25 protein-coding genes are annotated in these 25,280 nt (G+C 38.9%); 19 read left to right on the top strand and 6 right to left on the bottom strand.

The window, feature by feature from the left end:
* The first annotated feature begins 94 nt into the window (after positions 1-94).
* On the top strand, positions 95-1,255 hold the full coding sequence (locus ABIB30_RS14170; protein WP_354303054.1) for an HmuY family protein: 1,161 nt from the start codon (positions 95-97) through the stop codon (positions 1,253-1,255).
* Between the two features lie 30 nt (positions 1,256-1,285).
* Here ABIB30_RS14170 and ABIB30_RS14165 read toward each other — a convergent pair whose 3' ends face one another.
* Genes ABIB30_RS14165 through ABIB30_RS14155 form a run of 3 tightly spaced genes read right to left on the bottom strand, consistent with a single transcriptional unit; the run spans position 1,286 to position 3,680 of the window.
* Complete coding sequence (locus tag ABIB30_RS14165) at positions 1,286-2,173, bottom strand: RsmD family RNA methyltransferase (RefSeq protein WP_068406634.1); 888 nt, start codon at positions 2,171-2,173, stop codon at positions 1,286-1,288.
* Between the two features lie 23 nt (positions 2,174-2,196).
* Positions 2,197-2,949 carry an ABC transporter ATP-binding protein gene (locus ABIB30_RS14160; protein WP_068406637.1) on the bottom strand — a complete coding sequence of 251 codons (753 nt, stop codon included), beginning with the start codon at positions 2,947-2,949 and terminating at the stop codon, positions 2,197-2,199.
* Complete coding sequence (locus tag ABIB30_RS14155) at positions 2,946-3,680, bottom strand: MlaE family ABC transporter permease (RefSeq protein WP_068406641.1); 735 nt, start codon at positions 3,678-3,680, stop codon at positions 2,946-2,948. The genes ABIB30_RS14160 and ABIB30_RS14155 overlap by 4 nt, the downstream gene beginning before the upstream one ends.
* Before the next feature lie 319 nt (positions 3,681-3,999).
* On the opposite strand from ABIB30_RS14155, the gene ABIB30_RS14150 reads away from it, so the two are divergent.
* The 4 genes from ABIB30_RS14150 (at position 4,000) to ispG (ending at position 8,467) form a co-directional block, all read left to right on the top strand.
* The gene (locus tag ABIB30_RS14150) at positions 4,000-4,653 is read left to right on the top strand and encodes a PspC domain-containing protein (protein WP_354303051.1); all 654 of its coding nucleotides are present in this window, start codon (positions 4,000-4,002) and stop codon (positions 4,651-4,653) included.
* A 20-nt stretch (positions 4,654-4,673) separates the two neighbouring features.
* The gene (locus tag ABIB30_RS14145) at positions 4,674-5,627 is read left to right on the top strand and encodes a toast rack family protein (RefSeq protein WP_354303049.1); all 954 of its coding nucleotides are present in this window, start codon (positions 4,674-4,676) and stop codon (positions 5,625-5,627) included.
* Positions 5,628-5,633: 6 nt separating this feature from the next.
* Positions 5,634-6,242: an RDD family protein gene (locus tag ABIB30_RS14140; protein ID WP_354303047.1), complete on the top strand. Its 609-nt coding sequence runs from the start codon at positions 5,634-5,636 to the stop codon at positions 6,240-6,242.
* A 266-nt stretch (positions 6,243-6,508) separates the two neighbouring features.
* Positions 6,509-8,467 (top strand): (E)-4-hydroxy-3-methylbut-2-enyl-diphosphate synthase, encoded by a 1,959-nt coding sequence (gene ispG, locus ABIB30_RS14135; RefSeq protein WP_354303045.1) that lies wholly within the window; start codon positions 6,509-6,511, stop codon positions 8,465-8,467.
* Between the two features lie 44 nt (positions 8,468-8,511).
* On the opposite strand, the gene ABIB30_RS14130 is transcribed toward ispG, so the two are convergent.
* Entirely contained in the window at positions 8,512-9,342 is an 831-nt protein-coding gene (locus ABIB30_RS14130) for an alpha/beta hydrolase family protein (protein WP_354303044.1), read from the bottom strand.
* A 173-nt stretch (positions 9,343-9,515) separates the two neighbouring features.
* Here ABIB30_RS14130 and hemA point away from each other — a divergent pair, with 173 nt between their 5' ends.
* The 12 genes from hemA (at position 9,516) to ABIB30_RS14070 (ending at position 21,137) form a co-directional block, all read left to right on the top strand.
* Positions 9,516-10,742 carry a glutamyl-tRNA reductase gene (hemA, locus tag ABIB30_RS14125; protein WP_354303042.1) on the top strand — a complete coding sequence of 409 codons (1,227 nt, stop codon included), beginning with the start codon at positions 9,516-9,518 and terminating at the stop codon, positions 10,740-10,742.
* A 171-nt stretch (positions 10,743-10,913) separates the two neighbouring features.
* Positions 10,914-12,494, top strand: coding sequence for a hydroxymethylbilane synthase (gene hemC, locus ABIB30_RS14120; RefSeq protein WP_354303040.1), 1,581 nt, complete (start codon positions 10,914-10,916; stop codon positions 12,492-12,494).
* 17 nt (positions 12,495-12,511) lie between these two features.
* Complete coding sequence (hemB, locus tag ABIB30_RS14115; RefSeq protein ID WP_354303038.1) at positions 12,512-13,480, top strand: porphobilinogen synthase; 969 nt, start codon at positions 12,512-12,514, stop codon at positions 13,478-13,480.
* Position 13,481: 1 nt separating this feature from the next.
* Positions 13,482-14,852: a glutamate-1-semialdehyde 2,1-aminomutase gene (gene hemL / locus ABIB30_RS14110; protein WP_354303036.1), complete on the top strand. Its 1,371-nt coding sequence runs from the start codon at positions 13,482-13,484 to the stop codon at positions 14,850-14,852.
* Positions 14,853-14,913: 61 nt separating this feature from the next.
* Positions 14,914-15,780, top strand: a complete 867-nt coding sequence (locus tag ABIB30_RS14105; protein ID WP_068406668.1) for a sensor histidine kinase — start codon at positions 14,914-14,916, stop codon at positions 15,778-15,780.
* 5 nt (positions 15,781-15,785) lie between these two features.
* Positions 15,786-16,493: a response regulator transcription factor gene (locus ABIB30_RS14100; RefSeq protein WP_041887337.1), complete on the top strand. Its 708-nt coding sequence runs from the start codon at positions 15,786-15,788 to the stop codon at positions 16,491-16,493.
* Positions 16,493-17,017 (top strand): tetratricopeptide repeat protein, encoded by a 525-nt coding sequence (locus tag ABIB30_RS14095; protein WP_354303033.1) that lies wholly within the window; start codon positions 16,493-16,495, stop codon positions 17,015-17,017. The genes ABIB30_RS14100 and ABIB30_RS14095 overlap by 1 nt, the downstream gene beginning before the upstream one ends.
* A gap of 6 nt (positions 17,018-17,023) precedes the next feature.
* A complete protein-coding gene (gene hemE / locus ABIB30_RS14090) occupies positions 17,024-18,046 on the top strand; it encodes a uroporphyrinogen decarboxylase (protein ID WP_354303031.1) in 1,023 nt (340 codons plus the stop codon).
* Positions 18,046-18,594 carry a CopD family protein gene (locus tag ABIB30_RS14085; RefSeq protein ID WP_354303029.1) on the top strand — a complete coding sequence of 183 codons (549 nt, stop codon included), beginning with the start codon at positions 18,046-18,048 and terminating at the stop codon, positions 18,592-18,594. Before hemE ends, ABIB30_RS14085 begins: the two co-directional genes overlap by 1 nt.
* Positions 18,595-18,727: 133 nt before the next feature.
* Entirely contained in the window at positions 18,728-18,850 is a 123-nt protein-coding gene (locus ABIB30_RS14080; RefSeq protein WP_354303027.1) for a hypothetical protein, read from the top strand.
* A 349-nt stretch (positions 18,851-19,199) separates the two neighbouring features.
* The gene (locus ABIB30_RS14075) at positions 19,200-20,024 is read left to right on the top strand and encodes an outer membrane beta-barrel protein (protein WP_354303025.1); all 825 of its coding nucleotides are present in this window, start codon (positions 19,200-19,202) and stop codon (positions 20,022-20,024) included.
* Positions 20,025-20,144: 120 nt separating this feature from the next.
* Positions 20,145-21,137: an ABC transporter ATP-binding protein gene (locus tag ABIB30_RS14070; protein WP_354303023.1), complete on the top strand. Its 993-nt coding sequence runs from the start codon at positions 20,145-20,147 to the stop codon at positions 21,135-21,137.
* Positions 21,138-21,145: 8 nt separating this feature from the next.
* Here the strand turns inward: ABIB30_RS14070 and ABIB30_RS14065 are convergent, their stop codons facing one another.
* Positions 21,146-21,556, bottom strand: coding sequence for a hypothetical protein (locus ABIB30_RS14065; protein ID WP_354303022.1), 411 nt, complete (start codon positions 21,554-21,556; stop codon positions 21,146-21,148).
* A gap of 346 nt (positions 21,557-21,902) precedes the next feature.
* On the opposite strand from ABIB30_RS14065, the gene ABIB30_RS14060 reads away from it, so the two are divergent.
* Together ABIB30_RS14060 and ABIB30_RS14055 are read left to right on the top strand one after the other, a co-directional pair.
* Complete coding sequence (locus tag ABIB30_RS14060) at positions 21,903-22,784, top strand: M12 family metallopeptidase (protein WP_354303020.1); 882 nt, start codon at positions 21,903-21,905, stop codon at positions 22,782-22,784.
* Between the two features lie 169 nt (positions 22,785-22,953).
* Positions 22,954-23,805, top strand: coding sequence for a cupin-like domain-containing protein (locus ABIB30_RS14055; protein ID WP_354303018.1), 852 nt, complete (start codon positions 22,954-22,956; stop codon positions 23,803-23,805).
* A 224-nt stretch (positions 23,806-24,029) separates the two neighbouring features.
* Here the strand turns inward: ABIB30_RS14055 and ilvA are convergent, their stop codons facing one another.
* Complete coding sequence (gene ilvA / locus ABIB30_RS14050; protein ID WP_354303016.1) at positions 24,030-25,280, bottom strand: threonine ammonia-lyase IlvA; 1,251 nt, start codon at positions 25,278-25,280, stop codon at positions 24,030-24,032.

Raw genomic sequence — 25,280 nt, 5'->3', positions numbered from 1 at the left:
TAATCTGCCTGATCCGCACCAGATTTGTGAAAAATTCAAGGTCAGGAATATTATCTTTACGCTTCTTAGCGTTTTAGAGAATTAGAGATTTAACATGAATAAAAATAATATACTTATTATTTGCTGCTGTGTGGTTTTTGCTTTTGCAGGATGTAAAAAAGACAGTGTCGACTACAGATATCCACAGCCCTTTGCCGGACAACAAGTGACACTTCCTGGTGTTGCAGGAACTGAGCTCGGCTTGAATGCTGCTAATAGTGTTTTTGTTGATTTTAGTAAAGGCGTGGTGACTCCGGTAAGAAGAGCAAACTGGGATCTGGGTCTTTATCCCGGAGCAGATTTTAAAGTTATTCTCAACCATACGATGGGAGCAATGGCTTACGATACAGGGAAGCAAAACTTTGCTGATGTACAACAAAAAGATTCTATTGATTTTGTAGATAAGATGAAACTTGGTGCAGCAGGGAGCGGAGCCTATGTAGACCCTGTTACTGGTACTGCAACTGATTATTTAGCTAAACTAGTCACTATAAAAGTAGGTGCATCTGAGGGGGCAAGTAATATCTATGTTGTAAACAGTGGTTATGCAGGACTTCCGGATATGACTACCGCTGTGCCGGCTACTCCAACCACACCAGCTATTCCATCTGTACCAGTTAAAAGACCATGGTATAAAGTGAAAATTTACCAGGGAACTAATGGTTATCGCATTAAACATGCGAGAATGAATATTGATAACCCTTCTTTTACTGAGTTTATAGTCAATAAAGATCTTTCCTATAATTTTAATTTTTTCAGTTTCACCAGCCCGGCTGCAGTCGGAGAGCCTGCACAATCATTATGGGATATACAATGGACATGGACCACTTCTACAGTTGCCGATGCAAGTGCCACAGGTACCACAGCAGTGGCGACTCATGATTTTGTACTCATTAACTTTTTGGGAGGCGTAACTGCTGCAGAAGTGAAGATTGCAGATCAGGCTGCAAATGAATATGAGAATTTCAACAAAGAGAAACTGACCGGGATCAGCTATTTAAATACGCGGGAAGCTATTGGAGTAAAGTGGAGATCATTAACTACAGATGGTAGACCAATAGTTAACAGAGATCGTTTTTATGTGGTTAAAGATGCAGATGGAAACGTTTATAAACTCAGGTTTGTAAGTTCCAGTAATGCTGACGGTGGGATAGCGGGTGCACCCGTTATCGAATATAGATTGGTGGATGCGGCAATAACTCCCGGAACCACCTAATTCAGCTTAAAGCAATAATACTTTCTCTTGTTAAGAAGAGAAAGTATTAAATTTTCCAAATACACCCAGCGGTAATTTTATTCCTGAAGTAGCCTGAAGATATAACTCACCAGTTTCAAGATTTTTTACCTGAGGGAAAGAAGTCTTGATCAGATTTTCCACAATTACAGAAGAGAATCCTAAGGAGTACGTATTCAGAATCAGGAAGTGTTCTTCCTCATCCAGTAATTGTACTACATCCTGCATCATTTCCTGAATATGATCTTCCAGTTTCCACTTTTCTCCATTCGGGCCATGACCGAATGCAGGTGGATCTAAAATGATACCATTATATTTTTTACCACGTTTCAACTCACGCTGTACAAATTTTAAAGCATCTTCCACAACCCATCTTACATCTTTCAACTGAGATAATTCCTGGTTCTCATTTGCCCAGTTCACTACCTGTTTGATAGAATCCACGTGTGTAGTATCTGCACCTGAAGCCTGTGCAATTAATGACGCTGCACCTGTATAAGCAAAAAGGTTAAGTACTTTCGGTTTTGGATTTTTGAACTTTTTAATAGAAGAAGAGATGTAATCCCAGTTTACTGCCTGCTCAGGAAAAACACCTACGTGCTTAAATGAGGTTAAACCAAGACGCAGGTTGATTTTTACCTCATCATTTTTATATTCCACATTCCAGCGGTCAGGTACATTTCCAGCAGATTTTACCCATTCTCCGGAAGTCGCTGAACGACCTTTGAACCTGATGTGTGTTAACTTTTTCCATTCCTGTTCAGGAAGCATTTTTTTCCATACAGCCTGAGGCTCAGGTCTGCAAAGGATAAGATTGCCAAAGCGCTCTAATTTTTCAAAATCTCCACAGTCAATCAACTCATAATCTTTCCAGTGCGTGGGGGTAAGTAGGCTTATCATAAAATATTTTTGTACAAATGTTATTAAAAGTTTTTCTTGGCAGCTTTCATGAAACGGCTGGCAAAAACAAAATCATTAAGTTCTGCTATGTCTGTATGGGCGATTTCTTTATTAGAACCTTCCCAGAATTTCTTTCCTTCGTGTAAGAAAAGAATATAATCACCAATACCCATTACTGAGTTCATATCGTGGGTAACTACGATCGTGGTGGTATTGTATTCTTCTGTAATTTCCTTAATCAGCTCATCAATAACGATAGATGTTTTCGGGTCAAGGCCTGAATTCGGCTCATCAACAAAAAGATATTTTGGGTTCATGGCAATTGCACGGGCAATTCCAACACGTTTTTTCATCCCTCCTGAAAGTTCAGCGGGGAAAAGTTTGTTTTTACCTTCCAGGTTGACCCTTTCCAGGCAAAAATTAACACGTTCCAGTTTTTCTTTAAAAGCATGATCGGTAAACATATTCAATGGAAACATGATGTTTTCTTCCACAGTCATGGAGTCAAAAAGTGCTGAACCCTGGAAAAGCATGCCGATTTCCTTACGGATTTCAATACGTTGTTCGAAATCCATATCAATGAATTCTCTTCCATCATATTGTACACTTCCTTTTTCGGGTGTATGCAAACCTATCATGCATTTTAGCAAGGTAGTTTTTCCTGAACCTGAACCACCAATGATCAAATTCGTTAACCCTTCCTTGAATATACCTGATATACCTTTCAGGACAGTATTGGACCCGAAAGATTTTTCAATGTCTTTGATTTCGATCATAATAATAATTGGGTTACAATGTAATCACAAGCCAGGATACTGATACAGCTTACTACAACTGCTCTTGTACTTGCCTGAGCAACTTCTAATGCACCACCTTTTACGTAAAAACCTTCGTAGGCAGGAACCGTGGTAATGATGAAACCAAAAACAAATGCTTTAACTAGCGCAACAACAATAGTATAAGGATTAAAATCAGTAGTGATACCCTGGATATATTCTGCCGGAGTTACTGCCCCTGATAAAGTACCACCTAAATAACCACCAGTTATACTTAATACCATCGCAAAAATTACCAGGACAGGAACCATTGTAATTCCTGCAATCAGTTTGGGAAGAATCAGGTAACCAGGTGAATTGATCCCCATGATTTCTAGCGCATCAATCTGTTCACTCACACGCATGGTACCAATTTCCGAAGAAATAGCGGAACCAATTTTACCCGCAAGTACAATGGCTGTAATAGTCGGACTGAGTTCCAGAATACTTGAATCACGTGTTACTGAACCAATAATAGTTTTGGGAATAAAATCACTCACCAACTGGAAGGCGATCTGTAAAGTCATAACGGCCCCGATAAAAGTAGAAATAATGGCAATTAAGCCAAGAGAACCTACTCCGACAAAGTCCATCTGTTGAAAGATGGCTTTAAGATATATTTTAAACTTTTCGGGCTTTCTGAAAACTGCTTTTAACAGCAACAGATATTTACCAAAATTGGTGAAGTTCATTCAGTAAGAAATTAGCTAATGTATTAATACTATAATAATACAAAGAAACAACAAAAAATGTTGTGGGTTTGTTTATTTCAAAAAAATATTCTGCTATTTGATGAATAATGCGGTTTTTTGCAGCCGGTTAGGATTAGATCTATAGAATTGTCAACAACAGGAAAAAATGCTTTGCAGTCTTTTGTAACTAAATAGAACTTGCTCAGTCTTAATTGTGTATTGAGGCTTAATCAATGTTTATAGCTTGTGAAACTTAAACATTATAAACGTTGTTAAGACCGATAATGATTTTATTGTTACTAATATAGGAGAGTGATTTATGGAAAACAGATTGTTAAGAAACGAACATGACAAGATAATTGCAGGCGTTTCATCGGGATTAGCAGAATATATGCAGGTGGATGTAACTATCATCCGGTTATTATTTGTGTTGTCAACTATATTTTTGGTTGGAACTGGTATCCTGGTTTATCTGGTGATGTGGATTGTAGTGCCGGTAAATAATGATCCGGCTGCGAGATTTTCAAAATTTAATGATTATTTCAAGAAACAGAATGATTTTCAGGGATTTAATACGCCACCGCCATTTGGGCAGCAACCGCCATCTGCAGCAGCCGGAAACCCGGACGTGAAAAGTGCACCTGCACAGGACTGGCAGAACCCGTTAGATTTTAAATCTTTGCCAAAAAATAACGATACAGGGCGGACCGTTGGAGGATTAGTCCTGTTGGTAATCGGTTTATATTTTTTGATGAATGAGTTTAATCTGATCCCTTATTGGTTCAGGCTAGGTAAATTATGGCCTTTATTATTCGTGGCGATAGGCTTAAGTTTCATTCTGAAAGCTAAACGACAAAATAAATGGGAAGACTGGAAAAAAGAGCAGCCTGAGGATGTAAATACTTCAGCACAGCAGCCTGTTGCACAAGAGCCTGCAAAACCTGCAGACCAGGCTCCAGAGAATCAATTGTAAAACCCCTAACAAATAATCTTATGAAACTGAATAGAGTAATGTGGGGCGTAATACTACTGTTTGTAGGTGCTGTCCTTTTATTAGAAAACTTTGACGTTATTAATTTTTACTGGAGAAATGTATGGAGCTTCTGGCCTGTATTCCTGATTATTGCCGGAGTGAATATCCTGTTTAACAGAAACAAATCGGAGACCGGAAACATAATTTCTTTAGCTGTACTGGTGTTGATGCTTGGTTTTGTATTTTACCGGGGGCAGCAGCCTCCGCGTAACAAGAACTGGATAGGCGACAGGCTGACGAAAGATCTGGACCTGGATTTAGATAGTGCGGGAGATGAAGAGAGTCAGAATATCAAATTTACAGAGCCATTTATTGCTGGAGACAGTTCAAAAAAGACTGTACTTAATATTTCTGGCGGTGGAACATCTTTTAACTTGAAAGGGGAAACTGAAGAGCTGATTACAGCTGATGTCGAACGTAAAAATGGCAATTTCATTTTACAGAAAGAGACTTCAGACTCAGTGAATACAGTAACTTTTAAAATGAAAGAAAAGAAAGGAAACTGGTCTCTTGGAAATGGAGGGAACAATGTTGATTTAAGGTTGAATAAAAGACCTGAATGGACTGTAAATATGAATATGGGTGCTGGTGAGGTAGATTTAGATCTGAGCGATTATAAGGTCAGAAGTTTTAGATTTGATGGTGGTGCGGCTTCTGTTGATCTTAAGGTAGGTTCTTTATTACCTATTACTGATGTGGTTGTGAAAACTGGTGTTGCCTCAATAGAAATCAGTATTCCTGAAGCTTCGGGTTGTAGAATTAAAACAAAAACCGGGCTTTCTGCAAAAGATTTTCCTGGTTTTATCAAGATTGATAATAATAATTATGAGACTTCAAATTATAACGGATCTGCGAAAAAGATTTTTATTAATCTGGATGGTGGATTGAGTAATTTTGAAGTAACCAGACACTAAGAGCTATTGGAATCTAATTATATTATAGTCGTTAATGGAAAGCCTGAGGGGCCATACGATTTTGAGCAGTTAAAGCATATGAGTATTGTAGCGGGAACCTTTGTAAGGAAGCCCGGAATGGACGATTATAAAGAAGCGCACGAGTTCCCCGAACTTCGTGCGCTTTTTGGTTTCAGCTATGAACAGACTGCTCCGCAGTATTTTGCTTCGTTTGATCAGCGTTTGCTGGCTGCTGTGATTGATTACTTTATTTTGTTTTTGGTTTACATTGTAATGGTGCTTTGCTGTTTTGTATTTGTGACCGGGCAAGAGGAAAGAATTTCTTTTGCTTTGTTGTTGTTACCACTTATTCCGGTGTTTAAGTTCATTTATGGTGTTTTTGCGGAGGCTTCTGCGAAGCAGGGGACAATCGGGAAAAGATTGTTAAGTATTAAGGTAACGGATATGAGAGGGGCAAGGGTAAGTATTGGTTTGTCTTTTTTAAGGAACCTGGGGAAGGTTTTATCTGTTGCCCCATTGTTTTTTGGATATCTGTATAGTTTTTTGAATAAGAAGCAACAGTGTTTTCACGATGTGGCTGCGGGCACTTTGGTCATCAAGGATCGCCTGATCTAAAAATAAAAAAAGGATAGCCGTATGCTGGTTTGCGTTCATGAATAATGAATAATGTCTGGAATATGGCTACCCCTTTTTTGTTTTTTCTCCACCACCATTATTGCGATTACCAGTCATGATAGGAAGAAAATTCAAAACGTGGCCTTGGCGTACAGAACCAGAATCATTTATTATTTGGAATTTATCTGAATTCACATATAAAACTTAATCTTTATAATTTTGATGTGAATTCACATACAAAACATAATCTTTATCTTTGTACCCTTATGGAAAACGTAGCAGCACAAAAAGAATTAGCCGGAGGGTATTGTAATCATCTAAACCAGTATTCCAGGTTCTTAACACGTGAGGTTTCTATAGGGGATATCCCTATGGGCGGGTTGAATCCGATCAGGATACAATCTATGACCACTACTGACACTATGGATACGCTGGGGACGGTAGAACAGACCATCAGGATGGTAGAGTCTGGTTGTGAATATGTGAGGATTACCGCGCCGAGTATGAAGGAGGCTGAAAATCTTGCTAATATTAAGAAAGAGCTGAGGTTCAGAGGCTATAATGTTCCTTTGGTGGCGGATATACATTTTACACCAAATGCTGCTGAAGCTGCTGCCCGTATTGTAGAGAAGGTCAGAGTTAATCCGGGTAATTATGCGGATAAGAAACGTTTTGAAAATATAGAATATACACAGCTGGCTTATCAGGCTGAGCTCGAAAGGATTTATAAGAAGTTCTCACCATTGGTGAAAATTTGTAAGGAATATGGTACTGCAATGCGTATTGGTACAAACCATGGTTCGTTATCGGACAGGATTATGAGCCAGTACGGAGACACGCCACGCGGTATGGTGGAATCGGCTATGGAATTTATGAGGATCTGTGAGGATCTGAATTATTATAACCTGGTGATTTCCATGAAAGCGAGTAATACGCAGGTGATGGTTCAGGCTTATCGTTTGCTGGTAGAAACTATGGTGAAGGAGGGGATGAACTATCCGCTGCACCTTGGGGTTACTGAGGCTGGTGATGGAGAGGATGGAAGAATTAAATCTGCGGTTGGTATTGGTACTTTACTGGAAGATGGTTTAGGGGATACGATCAGGGTTTCTCTGACTGAAGATCCTGAGTTTGAAGCTCCGGTAGCCAAAGCACTGGCCGATCGTTATGTAAACCGTGCTTTAAATGTGGTAGAGAAGGAAAAAATTGAGATCAGGGATTTACCTTATAATCCTTATGAATATAACCGCAGGGCGACTTTACCGGTGCAGCACATTGGAGGACATCACCATCCGGTAGTGATGCTGGATGTGTCTTCGAAAAATTTGAAAGATCCTTATTTCCTGACTGAAGCTGGATACAAATATAGTGCAGGACTGGATAAATATAATATGGCCGATCAGGCCTGTGATCTTGTTTATTTGGGTGATGAACTGCCTTCTTTTTCTTTTCCGGGTAATTTACGTCAGATTTATAATTACAGAACCTGGTTAGCACTGAAGGATAAAAGCAATTGTCACCCGTTGATTAAACTGGAAGATTATGCAGCGGTGGCTCAGAAAGATCCTATACTGAACCTCGTTATTGTGAATGCAAAGGACTATAGTAAAGTATTATTATCACTATTGGATGAAACAGTAGTGCTGGTGCTGGAAACTTCTTCTGAGCAAGGAACAATCGAGCAGAGAGCCTTTTTCATTGACCTGCTGAAGAACGGGAATCAGATTCCGGTTATCATTAAGAGATCTTATGCTGCAATCAGTGCAGATGACCTGCAGCTATATGCGGCGACCGATTTAGGCGCATTGTTTACAGATGGGCTTGGTGATGGGGTATGGATTGATGCTCCTGAAGCAGTAGGCCTTCCGGTTATGAATTCTACCAGTTTTGGAATTCTTCAGGCAACCCGGACGAGAATCTCGAAAACAGAATATATTTCTTGCCCAAGTTGTGGTAGAACACTATTTGATTTACAGGAAACTACCCAACTGATCCGTTCCAGAACTGATCATTTGAAAGGAATCAAAATTGGAATTATGGGCTGTATTGTGAATGGCCCTGGTGAAATGGCAGATGCTGATTATGGTTATGTAGGTACGGGCCCTGGTAAAATTACTTTATACCGTGGCAAAGAGGTGGTTAAAAAAAATGTGAATTCTGCCAAAGCGCTCGATGATCTGATAGACCTGATCAAAGAGGATGGCAATTGGACAGAAGTGAAATAGTACTTTATTTTAATAAAGCATGGAGATGCCAGCTTGTATTTATATTACAGGCTGGCATTTTTGATAAAGGCAAGCGTTTTTTCGCAAACTTCCAGCAATTGAGCAGGTAGTTCGGTTGCGGTATAAGGATGTGAAGCTCCAAAAACATGGTTAGCACCCTTGATTTTCTGTAATTGAGCTTTCGGTTGTGCCTGTGCGAGCTCTTGTGCTACACTGAATTTTACATTTACATCCTCATCACCATGCAAAATTAGCCAGGGGATTTTGATCTTTGCAGCGGCATGCAGCAAATCAAATTCTTCTTGATGTGCATTGAAATCTTCCAGAAGTGTGCTGTTCAAAGGCATTTTTTCTTTTGTTCTGGCATTTTCCACGAAGATTCTTCCAGTTGATAACCATTCTTTCTCTTGCTCTTTTTTCCATAAAGAACTAAAATCTGAGATAGCAGACCAGGTAATTATTTTGTTGATGCGTTTATCGGCTGCACCTTTTAAAATAACTAAAGCACCACCACGGCTATGGCCAATGACATAAACAGGGCTGAGCGGGTAAGTATGTGCAATGTAATTAATGGCTGTGTCTACGTCTTTAAGCTCCATACTGACGGTGTTTGCAGCAAAAGCTTCTGAATCAGTAACATCGTCTGGTTTTTGTTCAGTCACGCCGCTATGGCTCAGGTTAAATTTAAAATAACGGTAGCCATTGGAGGCGAAAAAGGACGCTACGAGGTTATGGGCACCCCAATCTTTAAATCCCTTGAAGCCATGTACGAATAAAATGCAGGGTTGGTTTGTATCTTTATCGTCATATGTAAGGTCACCTGAAATGGTTTTATCTTTAGATCCGGACAGAATAAAGTGCTCTTTTTTTATCATAACTTTCTTTTATAGGTGGTTAGCTTATTAACAAACATAATGATCTCTTGTTTTTCCTGAGAATGTTTAATTTAAAATCTTTCTAAATTGATCTTAATTACAGCATAATGACAGACACTAAGAGAGGTCTTGTTACTTTTGTTTCCACTATATAAACACAACACAAACCCAAATTGGAATATTTAAAGATACTTGCTTTCACTCATAAACAAATTGACTTAAAGTCTTTAGGGAAATTAGTTATCTGTGAGCAGACACTGGATGACAGACTGAAGAATATTCAAAATGAACTGGATGTAAAAGAAATTTTTTATATCGGTACATGTAACCGCGTTGAGTTTGTTTTTACCACTGCTCACGAATTGGACCGTGAATTTATCCTTCGTTTCCTGACTGTGCTTGACATGGGTTTACCTGAAGCGTATATGGATAAGTTCCTGGAAAGCGTTTCTGTTTATGAACAGGTGGAAGCTTTCAACCATTTATTGCGTACTTCCTGCTCATTGGAAAGTTTAGTGGTTGGTGAAAAAGAAATCCTTGCCCAGGTACGCCGGGCTTATGAAGCATGCCGTGTCTCTGGCTTTACAGCCGATTATATGCGAATGATCATGAACCGCGTAGTTAAAACAGCAAAGGAAGTTTATACCCATACGAATATCTCTAAAAACCCGGTTTCGGTAGTATCTTTAGCTTACCGCAAATTAAGGGACCTGACTATAACTGCCAGCTCAAGAATTCTGATTATAGGAGCTGGTGAGACTAACAAAAACTTAGCACAATACCTTAAAAAACACAAGTACTCTAATTTTTCTATCTTCAACAGAACGGTAGAAAATGCAGAATCTCTTGCGAAAGATTTAAACGGTATCGCTTATCCATTGACCGCACTGGAAAATTTCGATCAGGGTTTTGATGTTATCATTACCTGTACCGGTGCTACTGAACCAATCATCACAGAAAAAATTTACCGTAAGCTATTAAATGGCGAAACGGGCAAAAAAGTTATTGTAGATCTTGCAATTCCTAATGATACTGCACCAGCTGTTATCCAAAACTTCCCTATACATTATATTGAGGTTGAATCTTTAAAAGAGATCGCCCGCAAAAATATTCAGGAACGTTATGATGAATTGGTTAATGCAGAGCAAATTATCGATCAGAATATCAAAGAATTTGATTTAGTACTTCGCCAGCGCAAAATAGAAATCGCGATGAGTGAAGTCCCTCAGAAAATTAAAGCAATTAAAAGTAAAGCACTGGACATTGTTTTTGCAGAGGAAATCAATACACTGGATGAAAATTCAAGACTGGTTCTTGAACGGGTGATGGATTACATGGAAAAGAAATATATTAGCGTACCGATGATCATGGCAAAAGAAATTCTGGTCAACAACAGCTAGCCTTCCGGGGTAGATTAGTCAGCACAAATACATTATTTGTTTATTATTTAAGACTATAGCTCTTTTAGGTTAAATTTGCGCGAATCTAAATACGTGATATCTACAAAAGCTTAACTCAACGTTATTTATTAACGGTTGACGGCGGCCTTATAAAAGAACAATTATATACTGATGAAAAAACTTATTATCGGAACAAGAGGCAGTGATCTTGCATTATGGCAGGCTAATTATACGAAAGACAAACTTGCGGAAATTGGTGTCGAAGCAGAACTGAAGATCATTAAAACCCAGGGTGATAAAATACTAAACCTGAGGCTGGATAAACTTGAAGGAAAAGGTTTTTTTACCAAAGAGCTTGAAGAAGAACTCTTAAGCGGCAGCATTGATATCGCTGTACACTCTCATAAAGATTTACCAACTACCCACCCGGCCGGATTAACAATTGCAGCAGTTTCTGGTAGGGAAGACGCTTCGGAGCTATTACTTATTTTGAAAGATTGTGTAGATGTTACGCAAAAACTTTCTTTGAAAACAGGTGCACAGGTTGGTACCTCATCAAACAGACGTAAAGCACAATTGCTTGCTTTGAGAACAGATCTTAACATTGAAGACTTACGTGGTAATGTAAACACCCGTATTCAAAAACTAAGAGATGAAAACTATGATGCTATTTTACTTGCAAAAGCAGGTGTAAACCGTTTGAATCTTGATTTGTCTGAATTCCATATGGAAGTGATAGACACTACTGAACTGATTCCTGCTCCTGCACAAGGGGTACTGGCGATTCAGATCAGAGAAAATGACCATGAATTATTTGATGTGCTGCAAGGGATTCATGATGCAGATACTGCAGAAGAGATTGGCGTAGAACGTAAAGTGCTGAACCTTTTTGAAGGTGGTTGCCATATGCCATTAGGTTGTTACTGTAAAAAAGAAAACGGTAAATATGAGGTGTGGACTTCAAAAGCACTAACAGCTGATGATTTTCCAAACCGCTTATTTTTCAGGGTAGATAGCCTGGAAGGATTGGCAGAAAAAATCGTAGCTAAATTTGATAAAGACAGAAAGTTGCCTGCAAGGGTATTTATTTCCAGAGAAATCGGGGAACATAATTATTTTAGAAGAGCACTGGAAACTAATCATATAGAAATAGAAGGCAGATCGTTGATCCGTACTTTCCCTATTGTCAATGTATTGGATCCTTTTTATCTGAAACATATTAACTGGATCTTTTTCAGTAGCCGTAATGGAGTAGAATACTTCTTTAAACTGAAGCCTGTATTACCTAAACACGTGAAGTTTGGTGTAGTTGGCAGAGGATCAGAAGATGCGCTTCGTAAACATGGTCATAAAGCTGATTATGTAGGTGAAAGTGGTGATATTACTGAGGTAGCGGAAGATTTCGCAGTATTGGTTAGCAATCAGACTGTCTTATTCCCACGTGCACAGGATTCATTGTTAAGCATCCAGAAATCTTTAGCTGAAGATACAAAAGTCATTGATCTGCCTATTTATGAGACAGTCATTGAAGAAAATATAGATCATACTTATGCTGATGTATTGATTTTTACCAGCCCATCCAATGTGGAAGCTTATTTCGCTGACAATTTACTGGATCCGGGACAAAAGGTAATTGCCATCGGAAATTCAACAGGGAAGAAATTTGAGGAAATGGGAGTGGAGTATGTCCTTCCTTATTCACCTGACGAAATCGGCCTTGCAGAAGCAGTATTCGGAATTGATATTAAATAAAAAAAGAGAGGTTGATTATGTTGCACCGTCCGCGTAGATTAAGAAAGAACCCAATTGTAAGAGAGATGATGGCCGAAACAAAACTGTCAAAAGACATGTTTGTTTATCCATATTTTATCGTTCCTGGAAACGGAGTGAAACATGGTATTGATTCGATGCCTGGAGTAAACCATTTTTCAACTGATATGTTGATCAGAGATGTTGAAAAGGGGCTTGAACTAGGCGTAAACAAGATCATGCTTTTTGGTGTGGGGGATGAAAAGTCTGAGGATGCAAGTTCTGCTTACCATGATCATTCGCTGGTACCTGCTGCTGTTCGTGAATTAAAGAAAAACTTTGGTGATGATTTATATGTAGTTACAGATGTATGCGTTTGTTCTTATACCACGCATGGTCATTGTGGTATTTTGAAAAACGATTATGTGCAGAATGATGAAACGGTAGAGGTGATTGCTAAAATGGCTTTGACACATGCGCAGGCCGGAGCAGATATGTTAGCGCCATCAGATATGATGGATGGGCGTATCGGTGCCATGCGTAATTTACTGGATCAGCATGGTTATGTAAACGCAGCGATTATGTCGCATGCGACTAAATTTGCTTCTGCTTATTACGGGCCGTTCAGGGAGGCTGCGGATTGTGCGCCAAGTAAAGGTGACCGTAAGGCTTATCAGATGGATTTCAGAAATCCTGAAGAGGCTTTGCGTGAGGCATTGCTTGATCAAAGTGAAGGTGCGGATGTATTAATGGTAAAACCAGCATTGGCTTACATGGATGTCATTCATAACCTGAAACAAAATACTGATTTGCCTATTGCCTGTTACAATGTATCGGGAGAGTATGCAATGGTGAAAGCGGCTGCACAAAAGGGCTGGATTGATGAACAAAAGATTGTAATGGAAACTATGTATGCCTTTGCACGTGCGGGAGCAAGCATAATTACCACTTACCATATAAGAGATATTGTAGAAAAGAACTGGATGTAATATGTTAGAATCGTTAAAAAAGATGTTTTCCGGCAACGAAGGAGATATGCCTGTAAATACTGGAAGTAAACCAGATATTTCAAGAGAGAAATCCAAAGAGCTGTATGAAAAGGCAAAAACCTATTTCCCTGGTGGCGTAAATTCACCGGTACGAGCTTTTAAATCTGTTTACGGAACGCCGTTATTTATTCAAAAAGGTGATGGATGTTTCGTCTGGGATGCTGACGGGAATCAATTTATTGATTTTTGCGGTAGCTGGGGCCCTTTAATTCTAGGTCATAATCCTCCTAAAGTAAGAGAGAAAGTAATTGAAACCATGCAAAATGGGATGAGTTTCGGTGCACCTACCGCTTTGGAAAATGAGCTGGCTGAACTGATTATCAAAAATAACAAACACGTAGAAAAAATTCGTTTTACGAGTTCTGGTACGGAAGCGGTAATGTCTGCGATCCGTCTGGCACGTGGTTATACCAGAAGAGATAAAATCCTGAAATTTGAGGGTTGTTATCATGGACACAGTGATTCATTATTGGTAAAAGCAGGTTCAGGCCTGGTTACTTTTGGTGAAACTTCATCTTTGGGTGTCCCTAAATCTTTTGCGGAAGAAACAATTGTAATTCCTTTAAATGATACGGAAGCTTTAACACAGGCTTTTGCACAATTTAAAGATCAGCTTGCTGCGGTTATTATTGAAGGTATTCCTGCAAATAACGGTTTACTGATTCAGGATCCTGCTTATATTGAATTCTTACAGAAAATCTGTAAGGACAATGGTACTTTGCTGATTTTTGATGAAGTGATCACAGGTTTCCGTTTAGGTTTTGAAGGTGCTGCGGGTTATTATAATGCAAAACCAGATATCGTTACTTATGGTAAGATATTAGGTGGTGGTTTACCTGTAGGAATGTATGGGGCATCTGCCGAAATCATGGGACATATTTCTCCTGATGGCGGTGTTTACCAGGCGGGTACTTTATCAGGAAACCCTGTAGCCATGTCGGCAGGTATTGCCCAGCTGACCGAGTTGTTAAAATCTGGTTTCTATAAAGAGCTGAATGCAAAAGCTACTGAGTTTGCAGAAGGTATCCAGCGTTTTGCTACGGCAAGAAGCTATAAATTCAAAGTATTTCATGTAGGTTCTATTTTCTGGTTCGCTTTTACGGATAAGGATAAAATACAGTGTGCGGAGGATATTGATCCTGCAAGTATGGAGAAATTTAAAGTGATGCATCGTGAATTGTTAAACAGAGGCATTTATTTAGGCCCTTCTGGTTACGAGGTAGGATTTGTTTCTGCAGCACATACAAAAATAGAGTTGGAAAAAGCTAAAAGAGCGATTCTTGAAGCGCTGGACATTGTTTTTAGGAAATAAGTAAATTAGCGTATATTTAAGAACTGTTTGATTTTGAACAGTTCCAAGAGATTTAAACATTTTGAAGAAATCAATAATCATATTTTATTTCATGTTGCTGTACTCTTTGGTACAGCTGATCTCCTGGGGAACGCTTGTGGTGAAGCTCCAGCCTTCCAGAATGGCCATGGTTATGGGAGAGGGATCTGTGTTTTTGTTTCTTTTGTGTGTAGGGGCTTATTTCCTGCACCAGTCGATCAAAAAGGAAGATCTGTTAAGAGAGCAGCAGCAGAATTTCCTGCTATCTGTTACACATGAATTGAAATCACCTCTGGCAGCTATTAAATTATCACTTCAGACGATTGTGAAACGCGATCTGGATAAAGCGCGCCAGACTTCTTTACTGAATAATTCATTAAAGGATATTGAACGCCTGGATGATCTGGTAGAAAATATGCTATTGGCTACAAAAATTGAAAACCGCTCGTATTCCTTCCCTAAGGAAGAGTTTGATTTTTCAGAACTGGTTACCAAAATAACTGACAGGCTACAAATTCATTCTTGCGGATGTGAACAGGTGATTAATCCTGTGATCCAGCCGAATGTGATTGTTTTGGGTGATCCTTTTACCCTTTCATCTGTGGTGACTAACCTGGTAGAAAATGCGGTGAAGTATTCTGGCCCATGTGCTGAAGTGGGGGTTGAACTGGGAATGCGTGATGGACATCCTTTCCTGAGTGTTTCTGATAGAGGGCCTGGTATTCCGGATGCGGAAAAAATGCTCATATTTGATAAGTTTTACCGCGTTGGTGAAGAGAACACAAGGAAAGCGAAAGGAACTGGACTGGGATTGTTTATAGTCAAAGAAGTTTTGCAAAAACATGACGCTGATATCAGCGTCAGAGACAATGTGCCGCAGGGTACGATTTTTGAAATCACATTTAGTTGATCATTATGCAACAGAAATTAAGAATTTTATTGGTCGAAGATGAAGACCATTTATTAGATGCTATAAAATTAAACCTTGAATTAGAAGGTTACAAAGTCCATGCAGTGAAGGATGGTAAAACGGCTTTGAAGATTTTCAAAGAGGAACGTTTTAACCTGATTATCCTGGATGTGATGCTTCCTGAAATGGATGGTTTCCAGGTTTGTGAAACTATTCGTTTAGAAAACACGGAGGTTCCTATCTTATTTTTAACAGCTAAAAACACGAGTGAAGACCGTGTAATGGGCCTTAAGAAAGGTGCTGATGATTATTTAGTGAAGCCTTTCAATTTAGAAGAGCTGATCTTAAGAGTTGGTATCCTGGTTAAACGCAGCATGAAGTCTGACGATTTAAAAGAGTTAAATTCTTATAAAATCGGTGAAAAAACTATCTATTTCAATTCGTTTGAGCTGAAACAGGATGATGGTGTGATTGTACCTTTAACTAAAAAGGAAACCATGCTGCTTAAGTTACTGATTGAGCGTAAAAATGAAGCAGTTTCAAGAGAGCAGATTTTAGAGACTGTTTGGAATTATGATGTTTATCCTTCGACGCGTACGATAGATAACTTTATCCTTACTTTCCGTAAGTATTTTGAACCAGATCAGAAAAACCCGGTTTACTTCCACTCAATTCGTGGTGTAGGCTATAAATTTACGGATATCCATAACTAATGTATAACGCAAAAGGCAGGTATGCTCTGATGGCAATTTTTGTGATTGCCGCTGGGGTGTGCCTTTTTTATGACCAGTTCCAGCTGGCAGTAATCTCAGTATTAATGGCTGGATTTGTAGTCTGGAGCCATTTTAAAAGTAGCTCTATCTTAATTGCTTCGAAGTATTTTAAGAATGGGGATTACGATAAGGCTGAGGAACTATTGGCAGAAGTGCCAAATCCGGATCGTCTGGCCAAAAACAGACGGGGTTACTATGAATTTATGATTGCGAATATTGCGTTGAAGAAGGAGGATTACCAGGCTGCTGAATATCATTTTCAGGTAGCGAGCAGGTTTCCTCTGGGCACAAGAAGTGATAAGTCTTTTGTGTTGATACACCTGGCTAATCTTGCGCTGCGCAAAAAAGATAAAGTAAGAGCATTGGCTTATGCTGATAAAGCAAAAGATCTTGCAAATACGGAGAGAACGAAAGAGATAATTAATAAAATAGAAAAAGAAGCAAATAGCTTACCAACAAATTAAGATTAGATGAACACTTTATTTTTAGATGCAGCATGGTCCAAACAAACTGAACGTCCACCGGTATGGATGATGCGTCAGGCTGGTCGTTTCATGCCGGAATATTGGGAGATTAAAAACAAGTATTCATTCTTAGAGATGTGCAAAACGCCTGAAATTGCTGCTGATGTAACGATGTTACCGGTAGATTTATTAGGTATTGATGCGGCTATTTTGTTTTGTGATATATTGGTTACTGGTGAGGCAATGGGTGGCGATCTTAGCTTTACGCAAGGTATCGGGCCACGTTTTGCAAATCCTGTACGTACGTTGAAGGATGTAGAAAACCTGAATGTTGATTGTTTAGATCAGCTGGAGTATGTTGCTGATGCGATTAAAGTGATTCAGCAGCGGTTGAATGGAAGTATTCCTTTGATCGGTTTTGCGGGTGCCCCGTTTACGGTAATGAGTTACCTGGTAGAGGGTGCTTCTTCGAAAGATTTCAAGTTGACGAAGTTATTGATGCATAATCACCCTGAGGTTGCGCATAAGTTATTAGCTAAAATTGCTAATGTAACTGCTGATTATCTGAATTTACAGATTGCTGCTGGTGTGAATGCGATACAGATTTTTGATAGCTGGGCTATGGCTTTGTCATGGAATGATTATCAGGAGTTTTCTCACCGTTATATCCAGGAGATCATCGCTAATTTAAATAGAAAAGATATTCCTGTAATTTCTTTCTGTAAGGGTAGTTCTGTGTTTGCACCGATTATGGCTACTGCAAAACCGGATGTGATTTCTGTGGATTGGAATGCTGATTTATTAAATATTAAACAGGCTTTACCTGCTGGTATTGCTGTTCAGGGTAATCTTGATCCGCATATTTTATATGCTGAGAAGCCGGTGATTAAGAAACATATTTTACAGTTGTTTGAGCGTATGCGCGGTGAGAAAGGGTTTATATTCAATTTAGGTCATGGTATCATGCCTGATATCCCATTTGATAATGTGAAGTATGCGATTGATTTCATTAAAGAATTCCGCTATTAATGGACTCTTATTATCCATATGTACTTTCTGTCCATATCATCTTTGTGGTGAGCTGGATGGCGGGGTTGTTTTATAGTGTTCGTTTGTTTATTTATCATACGGAGGCGAATGATCGTCCTGAGGTCGAGAAAGAGATTCTTCAAAAGGAGTTTATTAAGATAGAGCACAAGTTGTGGCATATTATTACGAACCCGGCAATGACTTTTGCTGTGCTTGCAGGGATTGGTATGATTTGTATCAGACCGGGTTTGTTAAGCACACCGTGGTTACATGTGAAGCTTGGTTTTGTTTTGTTATTGCTGGTTTATCATTTTATTTGCCAGCGGTTAATGAAACAGATGAAGAATGGGATTTTTAAATTGAGTTCTTTTAAGCTGAGGTTGTGGAATGAGGTGGCTACGGTTTTATTGGTGGCAATTGTTTTTACGGTAGTGTTGAAGAGTGCGGTTGACTGGGTTTATGGGTTGATCGGATTGATCGTGTTTTCTGGGGGGATTATGACAGCTGTTAAGTTGTACAAGAATTATCGTCAGAAACGGGGAGAGTAAAAGGGTACTGTAAGAGGGAAATAAAAAAACACCATGCAGTATTTCGGCTGGAATTCATCTGAAGGGATGAATAAGGCTCGAAATACTGCATGGTGTTTTTTTTATTTCTCTGAAGGTGTTTTTTACATGCAGGATGTTTACTGCGAGAATTGCTTGTTTGGTTTGGTGGAAAGACTGGGTGGCGAACCTAGATGTAGAAACTGGGTGGAAAGACTGGGTGGAAGGATTGGGTGTCGAAACCAGATGGACAGACTAGGTGGAGAAACCGAGTAGAAAGACTGGGTGGAGAAACTAGATGTCGAAACTGGGTGGAAAGATTGGGTGGTGAAACCGGATGTAGAAGATACATTGGTTAAATATTTATTTCTGCTGGTGTGAAACTTATGATAGGTTTGTTGATCATATTAGATATGATTTGATTATTTTTCTATGATTGTATTAAATTAAGGAATGCTTAAATTTAGCCGCTGGAAACGATAATGATATAGTTTGATGTGGAGATCATAGGAGAATGGTCTTTGTAAAGAACATTAATGCATAGAAACCGGTTAATAGTATAGATATAGACGGGTTATTGAATGAGATATAGAAACTGAACTAATAATATGAAGAAGAATTTACTAACGACTTTAATGCTGACGGGGATGATGGGAGTAGCCTGTTTAACGGCGGCTGCACAATCCAATGATAATATTGATACAACGGTAGTGCAAACTACTAAAAGCCCGGTAAAGAGCCGGAAATATAAATTAGATGTTTCTTTTGGACGTGATGAGGATAGTGTGAGGAATGTGCCGGCTTCTAAAGGGCGTTTCGGTTACGGACTTACTTTTACGAGGTTGGATATTGGTTTTTCAAGGTTGATTGATAATGGAAGTTTTAAGCTTTCTCCTAAAAATGATTTTCTGGATTATAGGGGAAGCAAAACGAGTACGATATCTTTTGATTTGGCTTACTTTGGGTATCGCTTTAATCCTAATTTCAGGATTTATGCAGCGGCAGGTTTTGATTGGACTTTGATAAGATTGGAGAAAAATATTACTATTCAAAAGAATACGCCGGATCTCACTTACGTGGATGAACCAATTGATTTTAGTAAGAATAGGTTCTCGAGCAGTTATGTCCATATTCCATTGAATTTTGAGTTCAGGACGAACGAGAATCAAAGGGGAAAAAGATTTTATTTTGTTGTCGGGCCTGAAGTGAGTTTTTTGCTGAATGGAAAGGTTAAGCAGATTAGTGAAGAGCGTGGCAAGCAGAAGTTCAGGAATGATTATGATTTTCAAAAGGTTCGTTTAGGCGGTACATTGAGAGTTGGATATTCTGGAATTGGCTTGTTTACTAAGTATTACTTCAATGATATGTTTGATACTGAGGCGCAGAAGGGACTTAAGAATTTAGCTTTTGGTATTACCTTTGGGATTCATTAGGAAGTATTTGTAAGCTTGAGAAGCCTCGGGATATTATTGTCCTGAGGCTTTTTTATGTCATATGGGGTTCAATTCGGTGCTTATATTAGGTATTTTCTCTCTGAAGCGTATCTTTACCGTGTGGACGAAATTATCATCAGCGTTAGACAACTAACTAAGCAATATCAAACTGAACAGGCTTCAGGAATCAGAAATATCACTTTTGACATTAAGCGGGGAGACATCATTGCGGTGATTGGCGAGAGTGGCAGTGGGAAGTCCACTTTGCTGAAGTCTATATTTGGTTTGCTGAAGGTTGATGAGGGGGAGGTTTTGCTAAATGGTAAGCGTGTGCTGGGGCCGCATGAGCAGCTTATTCCGGGACATAAGGAAATGAAGATTGTGACTCAGGATTTCTCGTTGAATATTTATGCGAAGGTGTATGATAATATTGCTTCTGTGCTTTCTAATACGGATGTAAAGGGGAAGGAAGAGAAAACGGTGAGGATGATGGAGCATTTGCATATTGATCATCTGAGGAATAAAAAGATAACTGAACTGAGTGGAGGTGAGCAGCAGCGTGTGGCGATTGCCAGGGCTTTGGTTACGGATACAAGTGTTTTGTTGCTGGATGAGCCTTTTAGTCAGGTGGATGCTTTATTGAAGAATCAATTGCGTGCGGATATTAAGCGTATTGCTGCTGAAACGGGAGTGACTGTTATTATTGTATCTCATGATCCTGCTGATGGGTTATTTCTGGCAGATGAGTTAATCTTGATGAAAGATGGGATGCTGATTCAAAAGGGCAGACCTGCTCATGTTTACAACCATCCTGAACATATTTATACTGCACAATTATTGGGAAATGCGGTTGTGCTACAGCCGCAGGACGCGATTAAGTTAGGTGTTCAAGCTAAGCAGGAGTCTGTGGTGTTTTACCCGGAGTGGGTAGAGTTAAAGGGTGGATGGAATAGTAAAAGGTATGAGGTGAAGGACGTTTATTATAAGGGTTTTTATGAAGAACTGTTGCTGGAGAGAAATGGGGTAGTTATCAGGGCCATTCAGCTGAACAGGGGAGAGCATAAAAAAAACGACCACGTTCAGGCGAACATTGGTCGTTTTTTAGAATTTTAAGTCTCTGATTATTGAATCAGATAAGAATCTATTAGTGTTACTTTTACCGTTGAGTTAAAGGTTGGCTTTCCAATTGCATTACCTGCAGGGTCACTGAAGTATACATTTACAAAACCTATACCAGAGTCAAAAGTATAAGCAATATTTTTATAAACCTGGGGAAGAGCTTCAAAAACGTTTGGATCGTCGATTGCCATCGCAACTACGACATGACCATTTTTATTGAAATAAGCATCGTTTTCCTGAACTGTAATAGTTGTAAACCAGGATTTGTTATCACTAGTTGCTTTCCAGTTTTCTTTTGGAACATTAACCAAAATAGTTCTGTTCGTAGTCTGATTATTAGCAATGACTTCTTTCTTACATGAAGACAATCCAATTGCCGTGATGCTTAAGAGTAATAGTAGGTATTTTTTCATATTTGTGTGTTTCTTGTTTACTTAGCAAATGTATTGCCAAGTTCTTGCTGGTCATAATAATTAACAGTTTTTAACTTTTAAATGCTATTGAATAGCAGCTGTATTTCTGTCTTTATATGTAAATATAATATTATTGATTTGAAATTAGGGTTTAATACTAATTTTTAATTGTATCAACATTTATTATCTGTTATCTAAGTGGTTATTGTATACTCTTTGTTGACAATAGACTATCTTTTTTATACCATCCTATAGCAAAGGTTACTGGTTTCTATCAAAAACTACTAAGTTTATTAAATACCTATCTACTAAGTTTTTACCTAAACCTAAACCTAAACCTAAACCTATGAAAAACAAAACATTATTAGTTGCACTCGCCTTCGCAGCTTTCACAACCGCTTGTAAGAAACAAAGTGGACAAGAGGCTCCATTAGCGGATACTAAACAAAGTGATTGCAATTGTGCTGTTGAACAAGCTTTCCCTGAGATTAAAGGACAGGTAATCTCTTTTGGGAATGGAGCAAAAAAGATCAGTTTGACCAAAAAGAATGATCAGTTTATTCTGGGAGGGGACATCCTGCTCAGTAATGACCAGGTTTCCTTACTGAAGCAGAAGGCCGATGCTTCCGGAGCTTCAACAGAAAGTACGTTTGTTGATTACCTGAATAAGAGATGGACTAATGGTATTGTATATTATGCTATTGATACGAATGTGCCAAACCAGGCGAGGATTACTGATGCAATCGCACACTGGAAAGCTAAAACCAAGCTAACTTTTACGGTACGTACCAACCAGGCAAATTATATCAGGTTTGTAGTTGGGTCTGGTTGTTCTTCTTCTTTAGGAATGATTGGAGGAGCTCAGAAATTGAACTTATCATCGAGCTGCTCGACGGGTAATGCTATTCATGAAATAGGACATGCACTTGGGTTACTCCATGAGCAAAGCAGAACCGACCGCGATGATTACGTAATTATCAATAAGGACAATATTGAGGCTGGTTATGAGCATAATTTCGATACCTGGGCAGATAGAGGATATACTGGCGGACAAACTGGTGCATTTGATTTCGGATCGATCATGATGTATCCTTCCAGTGCTTTCTCTAGTAATGGGGAGCCTACGATTACAAAACTTGATGGGTCTACTTTTGGATCACAAAGAACTGCTTTATCTGCTGGAGATCTGGCCGGGTTCAAATATTTATATCCGGATTACGTATTGTAGTTTCTGCAGCTATTTAAGGGTGATCTGCCTGATAACTATAAGTAGGTATGATTATCATTGATGAAAAATTTTTATAACAGGAAGGCAGCTTTAAGAGCTGCCTTTATTATTTCTTGGAGACTTGATAATATTTACGCTATAATTGTTATCAATTAATAATTAGAGTTTTATGGAAATTCAACGAAAGTCAAACCTCAGTTATCAGGAGTTTATGGACGAGCATCATAATCCCGGAATTCCTGTGATTTTAACGGATGCAACGAAGGTCTGGAAGGCAAATGGTTTGTTTACGCCAGATTGGTTTCGCGAGAATTATCCGGAGAAGGAAAGTGATGTTTTGAATAAGGAGACAGGGAAACTTTATAAAATGAAAGAGGTCATGGATCTGGCAGAAAATAGTTCTGAAGAAAAACTTGCGCCTTATCCGCTTACTTTTAATATCAGTAAGGAAATTCCTGAAATGCTGGATTTATTGTTGCCGCTTAATTTGGGATACGCAAAGCCGAACTGGTTAGAGTCATCTTCATTTAAACGTGGAAATTGGGGTGGGATTATTGAACTTTTTGTTGGTGGGCCGGGTGGCAAATTTCCTTACGTGCATAAAGATTATTATCACTTGAGTGCATGGATCAATCAACTGTATGGGGAGAAAATGTTTACAGTTTTTCCACGTGGGCAGGAGAAGTTTTTATATGCCACAGCAAAGAATCAATGGCGTTCAGAAGTGAATGTTTTTAATCCTGACTTAGAGAAGCATCCTGAATTTAAACATGCTACGCCAATTAGCTTTAAAGTAAGTGCAGGAGAAACACTATATATCCCTTTTGGGATCTGGCATACGGCGCATTCCCTGTCGCCTACAATTTCAGTAGCTTTTGATCAGCTGAATAGTAAGAATTTTCCTTTATTTATGAATGATGTCTGGAATTTTAAGAAGGAGGGAAGTAAATTAAAAGCTGTTGCTGCTTATTTGTATGCGCTTGCTGCTGGTATGGGATGCCGGTTAAAAGAGAATGTTTAAGCGGACATTGAAGATAATCGGACATTGAAGGCAATTGGAGGTTGAAACTACTCTTAAGTTGAAGCCAATTCAAGTTAAGCCAATTCAGGTTAAACCAATTTAAGTTAAGCTAATCTCAAGTTGAAAGTTAATATCAGGTATAAAAAACAGCAGGCAATAGCATCAAAAAAGAGCTTAGCTAAGTGAATAGCTAAGCTCTTTTTGTTATGGAAAAAGAAAGATGATTAAACCAGGTATTCAAACAAAGTCTGATCGTCATTCAGATCAATAACTTCAAACTTAAATTCTGCCATTCTCTCCTTTAATGAAGTGTAGTCGGAACTTTCCTGTAGTTCTATGCCAACCAGTGCAGGGCCATTTTCCCTGTTTGTCTTTTTGATAAATTCAAAACGGGTGATATCATCATGAGGACCTAATACGTTATTCACAAATGATTTCAATGCACCTGGTCTTTGTGGAAAGCGAACAATAAAATAATGCTTCAGGCCCTCGAAAAGTAAAGATTTCTCTTTAATTTCCTGCATTCTCTCAATATCGTTGTTACCTCCACTCACGATACAAACCACGGTTTTGCCAGCAATTGTATCCTTAAGCTGATCGAGTGCAGCTACAGCAAGCGCTCCTGCTGGTTCTACAACAATCGCATCTTCATTGTATAACTTTAAGATAGTCGTACAGATTTTACCTTCTGGAATCAATAACATCTCATCCAGTAGATCACTACAATATTTGAAATTGAGGTTACCTACACGTTTTACGGCTGCACCATCTACAAAGCGATCAATATAATCCAGTGTAACCGGACTACCATTCTTTAAAGCCTGATTCATGGAAGGTGCACCTTCAGGTTCTACACCAATCAGTTTAATCTGCGGATTGATATTTTTGAAGTAGCTGCCTACTCCTGAAGCCAGACCGCCACCGCCAATAGGCATTACAATAATCTCAGTTTCCGGAAGATCCTGATAAATTTCAACACCTACAGTTCCCTGACCCTCTATCACTTTAATATTATCAAAAGGAGGAACAAAGACCATCTGATGCTCAGTGGTATATGCTAGTGCTTCCTTCATACAGTCATCAAAAGTATCACCGACAAGGATAATCTTGATATTATCTCCACCAAACATCTCAGTCTGTTTGATTTTCTGTCTTGGGGTAATTTCAGGCATGAAAATAACACCCTGGATACCTAATTTCTTGCAAGAATAGGCAACCCCCTGGGCATGATTTCCAGCGCTTGCACAAACCACACCACGGCTGGTTTGTGTCTGATCCAATGTGCTGATCATATTATAAGCACCGCGCAATTTATAAGAACGTACTACTTGCAAATCTTCTCTTTTCAGATAGATTTTTGCATTGTATTTTAGTGATAATCCTTCATTATACTCTAATTGAGTACGTTTGACGGTATCTGCAATACGTGCGGCCGCGGCTTCAAAATCCAGTTCTACTTCCTTTTCCTGCTCCAT

The organism is Pedobacter sp. UYP1, from assembly GCF_040547305.1.
Classification (GTDB): Bacteria; Bacteroidota; Bacteroidia; order Sphingobacteriales; family Sphingobacteriaceae; genus Pedobacter.
Note: the sequence above shows the minus strand (reverse complement) of the source record. Positions and strands in the feature narration are given on the sequence as shown.

What these genes read in the sequence shown, in the direction of transcription:
- ABIB30_RS14095 (WP_354303033.1), top strand. Translation starts at nt 16,493, where the DNA reads ATGTATAACGCAAAAGGCAGGTATGCTCTGATGGCAATTTTTGTGATT.
- ABIB30_RS14100 (WP_041887337.1), top strand. Translation starts at nt 15,786, where the DNA reads ATGCAACAGAAATTAAGAATTTTATTGGTCGAAGATGAAGACCATTTA.
- ispG (WP_354303045.1), top strand. Translation starts at nt 6,509, where the DNA reads ATGGAAAACGTAGCAGCACAAAAAGAATTAGCCGGAGGGTATTGTAAT.
- ABIB30_RS14055 (WP_354303018.1), top strand. Translation starts at nt 22,954, where the DNA reads ATGGAAATTCAACGAAAGTCAAACCTCAGTTATCAGGAGTTTATGGAC.
- ABIB30_RS14075 (WP_354303025.1), top strand. Translation starts at nt 19,200, where the DNA reads ATGAAGAAGAATTTACTAACGACTTTAATGCTGACGGGGATGATGGGA.
- hemE (WP_354303031.1), top strand. Translation starts at nt 17,024, where the DNA reads ATGAACACTTTATTTTTAGATGCAGCATGGTCCAAACAAACTGAACGT.
- hemB (WP_354303038.1), top strand. Translation starts at nt 12,512, where the DNA reads ATGTTGCACCGTCCGCGTAGATTAAGAAAGAACCCAATTGTAAGAGAG.
- ABIB30_RS14160 (WP_068406637.1), bottom strand. Translation starts at nt 2,949, where the DNA reads ATGATCGAAATCAAAGACATTGAAAAATCTTTCGGGTCCAATACTGTC.
- ABIB30_RS14080 (WP_354303027.1), top strand. Translation starts at nt 18,728, where the DNA reads ATGTTTACTGCGAGAATTGCTTGTTTGGTTTGGTGGAAAGACTGGGTG.
- ABIB30_RS14165 (WP_068406634.1), bottom strand. Translation starts at nt 2,173, where the DNA reads ATGATAAGCCTACTTACCCCCACGCACTGGAAAGATTATGAGTTGATT.
- ABIB30_RS14085 (WP_354303029.1), top strand. Translation starts at nt 18,046, where the DNA reads ATGGACTCTTATTATCCATATGTACTTTCTGTCCATATCATCTTTGTG.
- ABIB30_RS14130 (WP_354303044.1), bottom strand. Translation starts at nt 9,342, where the DNA reads ATGATAAAAAAAGAGCACTTTATTCTGTCCGGATCTAAAGATAAAACC.
- ABIB30_RS14150 (WP_354303051.1), top strand. Translation starts at nt 4,000, where the DNA reads ATGGAAAACAGATTGTTAAGAAACGAACATGACAAGATAATTGCAGGC.
- ABIB30_RS14145 (WP_354303049.1), top strand. Translation starts at nt 4,674, where the DNA reads ATGAAACTGAATAGAGTAATGTGGGGCGTAATACTACTGTTTGTAGGT.
- hemC (WP_354303040.1), top strand. Translation starts at nt 10,914, where the DNA reads ATGAAAAAACTTATTATCGGAACAAGAGGCAGTGATCTTGCATTATGG.
- ABIB30_RS14155 (WP_068406641.1), bottom strand. Translation starts at nt 3,680, where the DNA reads ATGAACTTCACCAATTTTGGTAAATATCTGTTGCTGTTAAAAGCAGTT.
- ilvA (WP_354303016.1), bottom strand. Translation starts at nt 25,280, where the DNA reads ATGGAGCAGGAAAAGGAAGTAGAACTGGATTTTGAAGCCGCGGCCGCA.
- hemL (WP_354303036.1), top strand. Translation starts at nt 13,482, where the DNA reads ATGTTAGAATCGTTAAAAAAGATGTTTTCCGGCAACGAAGGAGATATG.
- ABIB30_RS14065 (WP_354303022.1), bottom strand. Translation starts at nt 21,556, where the DNA reads ATGAAAAAATACCTACTATTACTCTTAAGCATCACGGCAATTGGATTG.
- ABIB30_RS14060 (WP_354303020.1), top strand. Translation starts at nt 21,903, where the DNA reads ATGAAAAACAAAACATTATTAGTTGCACTCGCCTTCGCAGCTTTCACA.
- ABIB30_RS14170 (WP_354303054.1), top strand. Translation starts at nt 95, where the DNA reads ATGAATAAAAATAATATACTTATTATTTGCTGCTGTGTGGTTTTTGCT.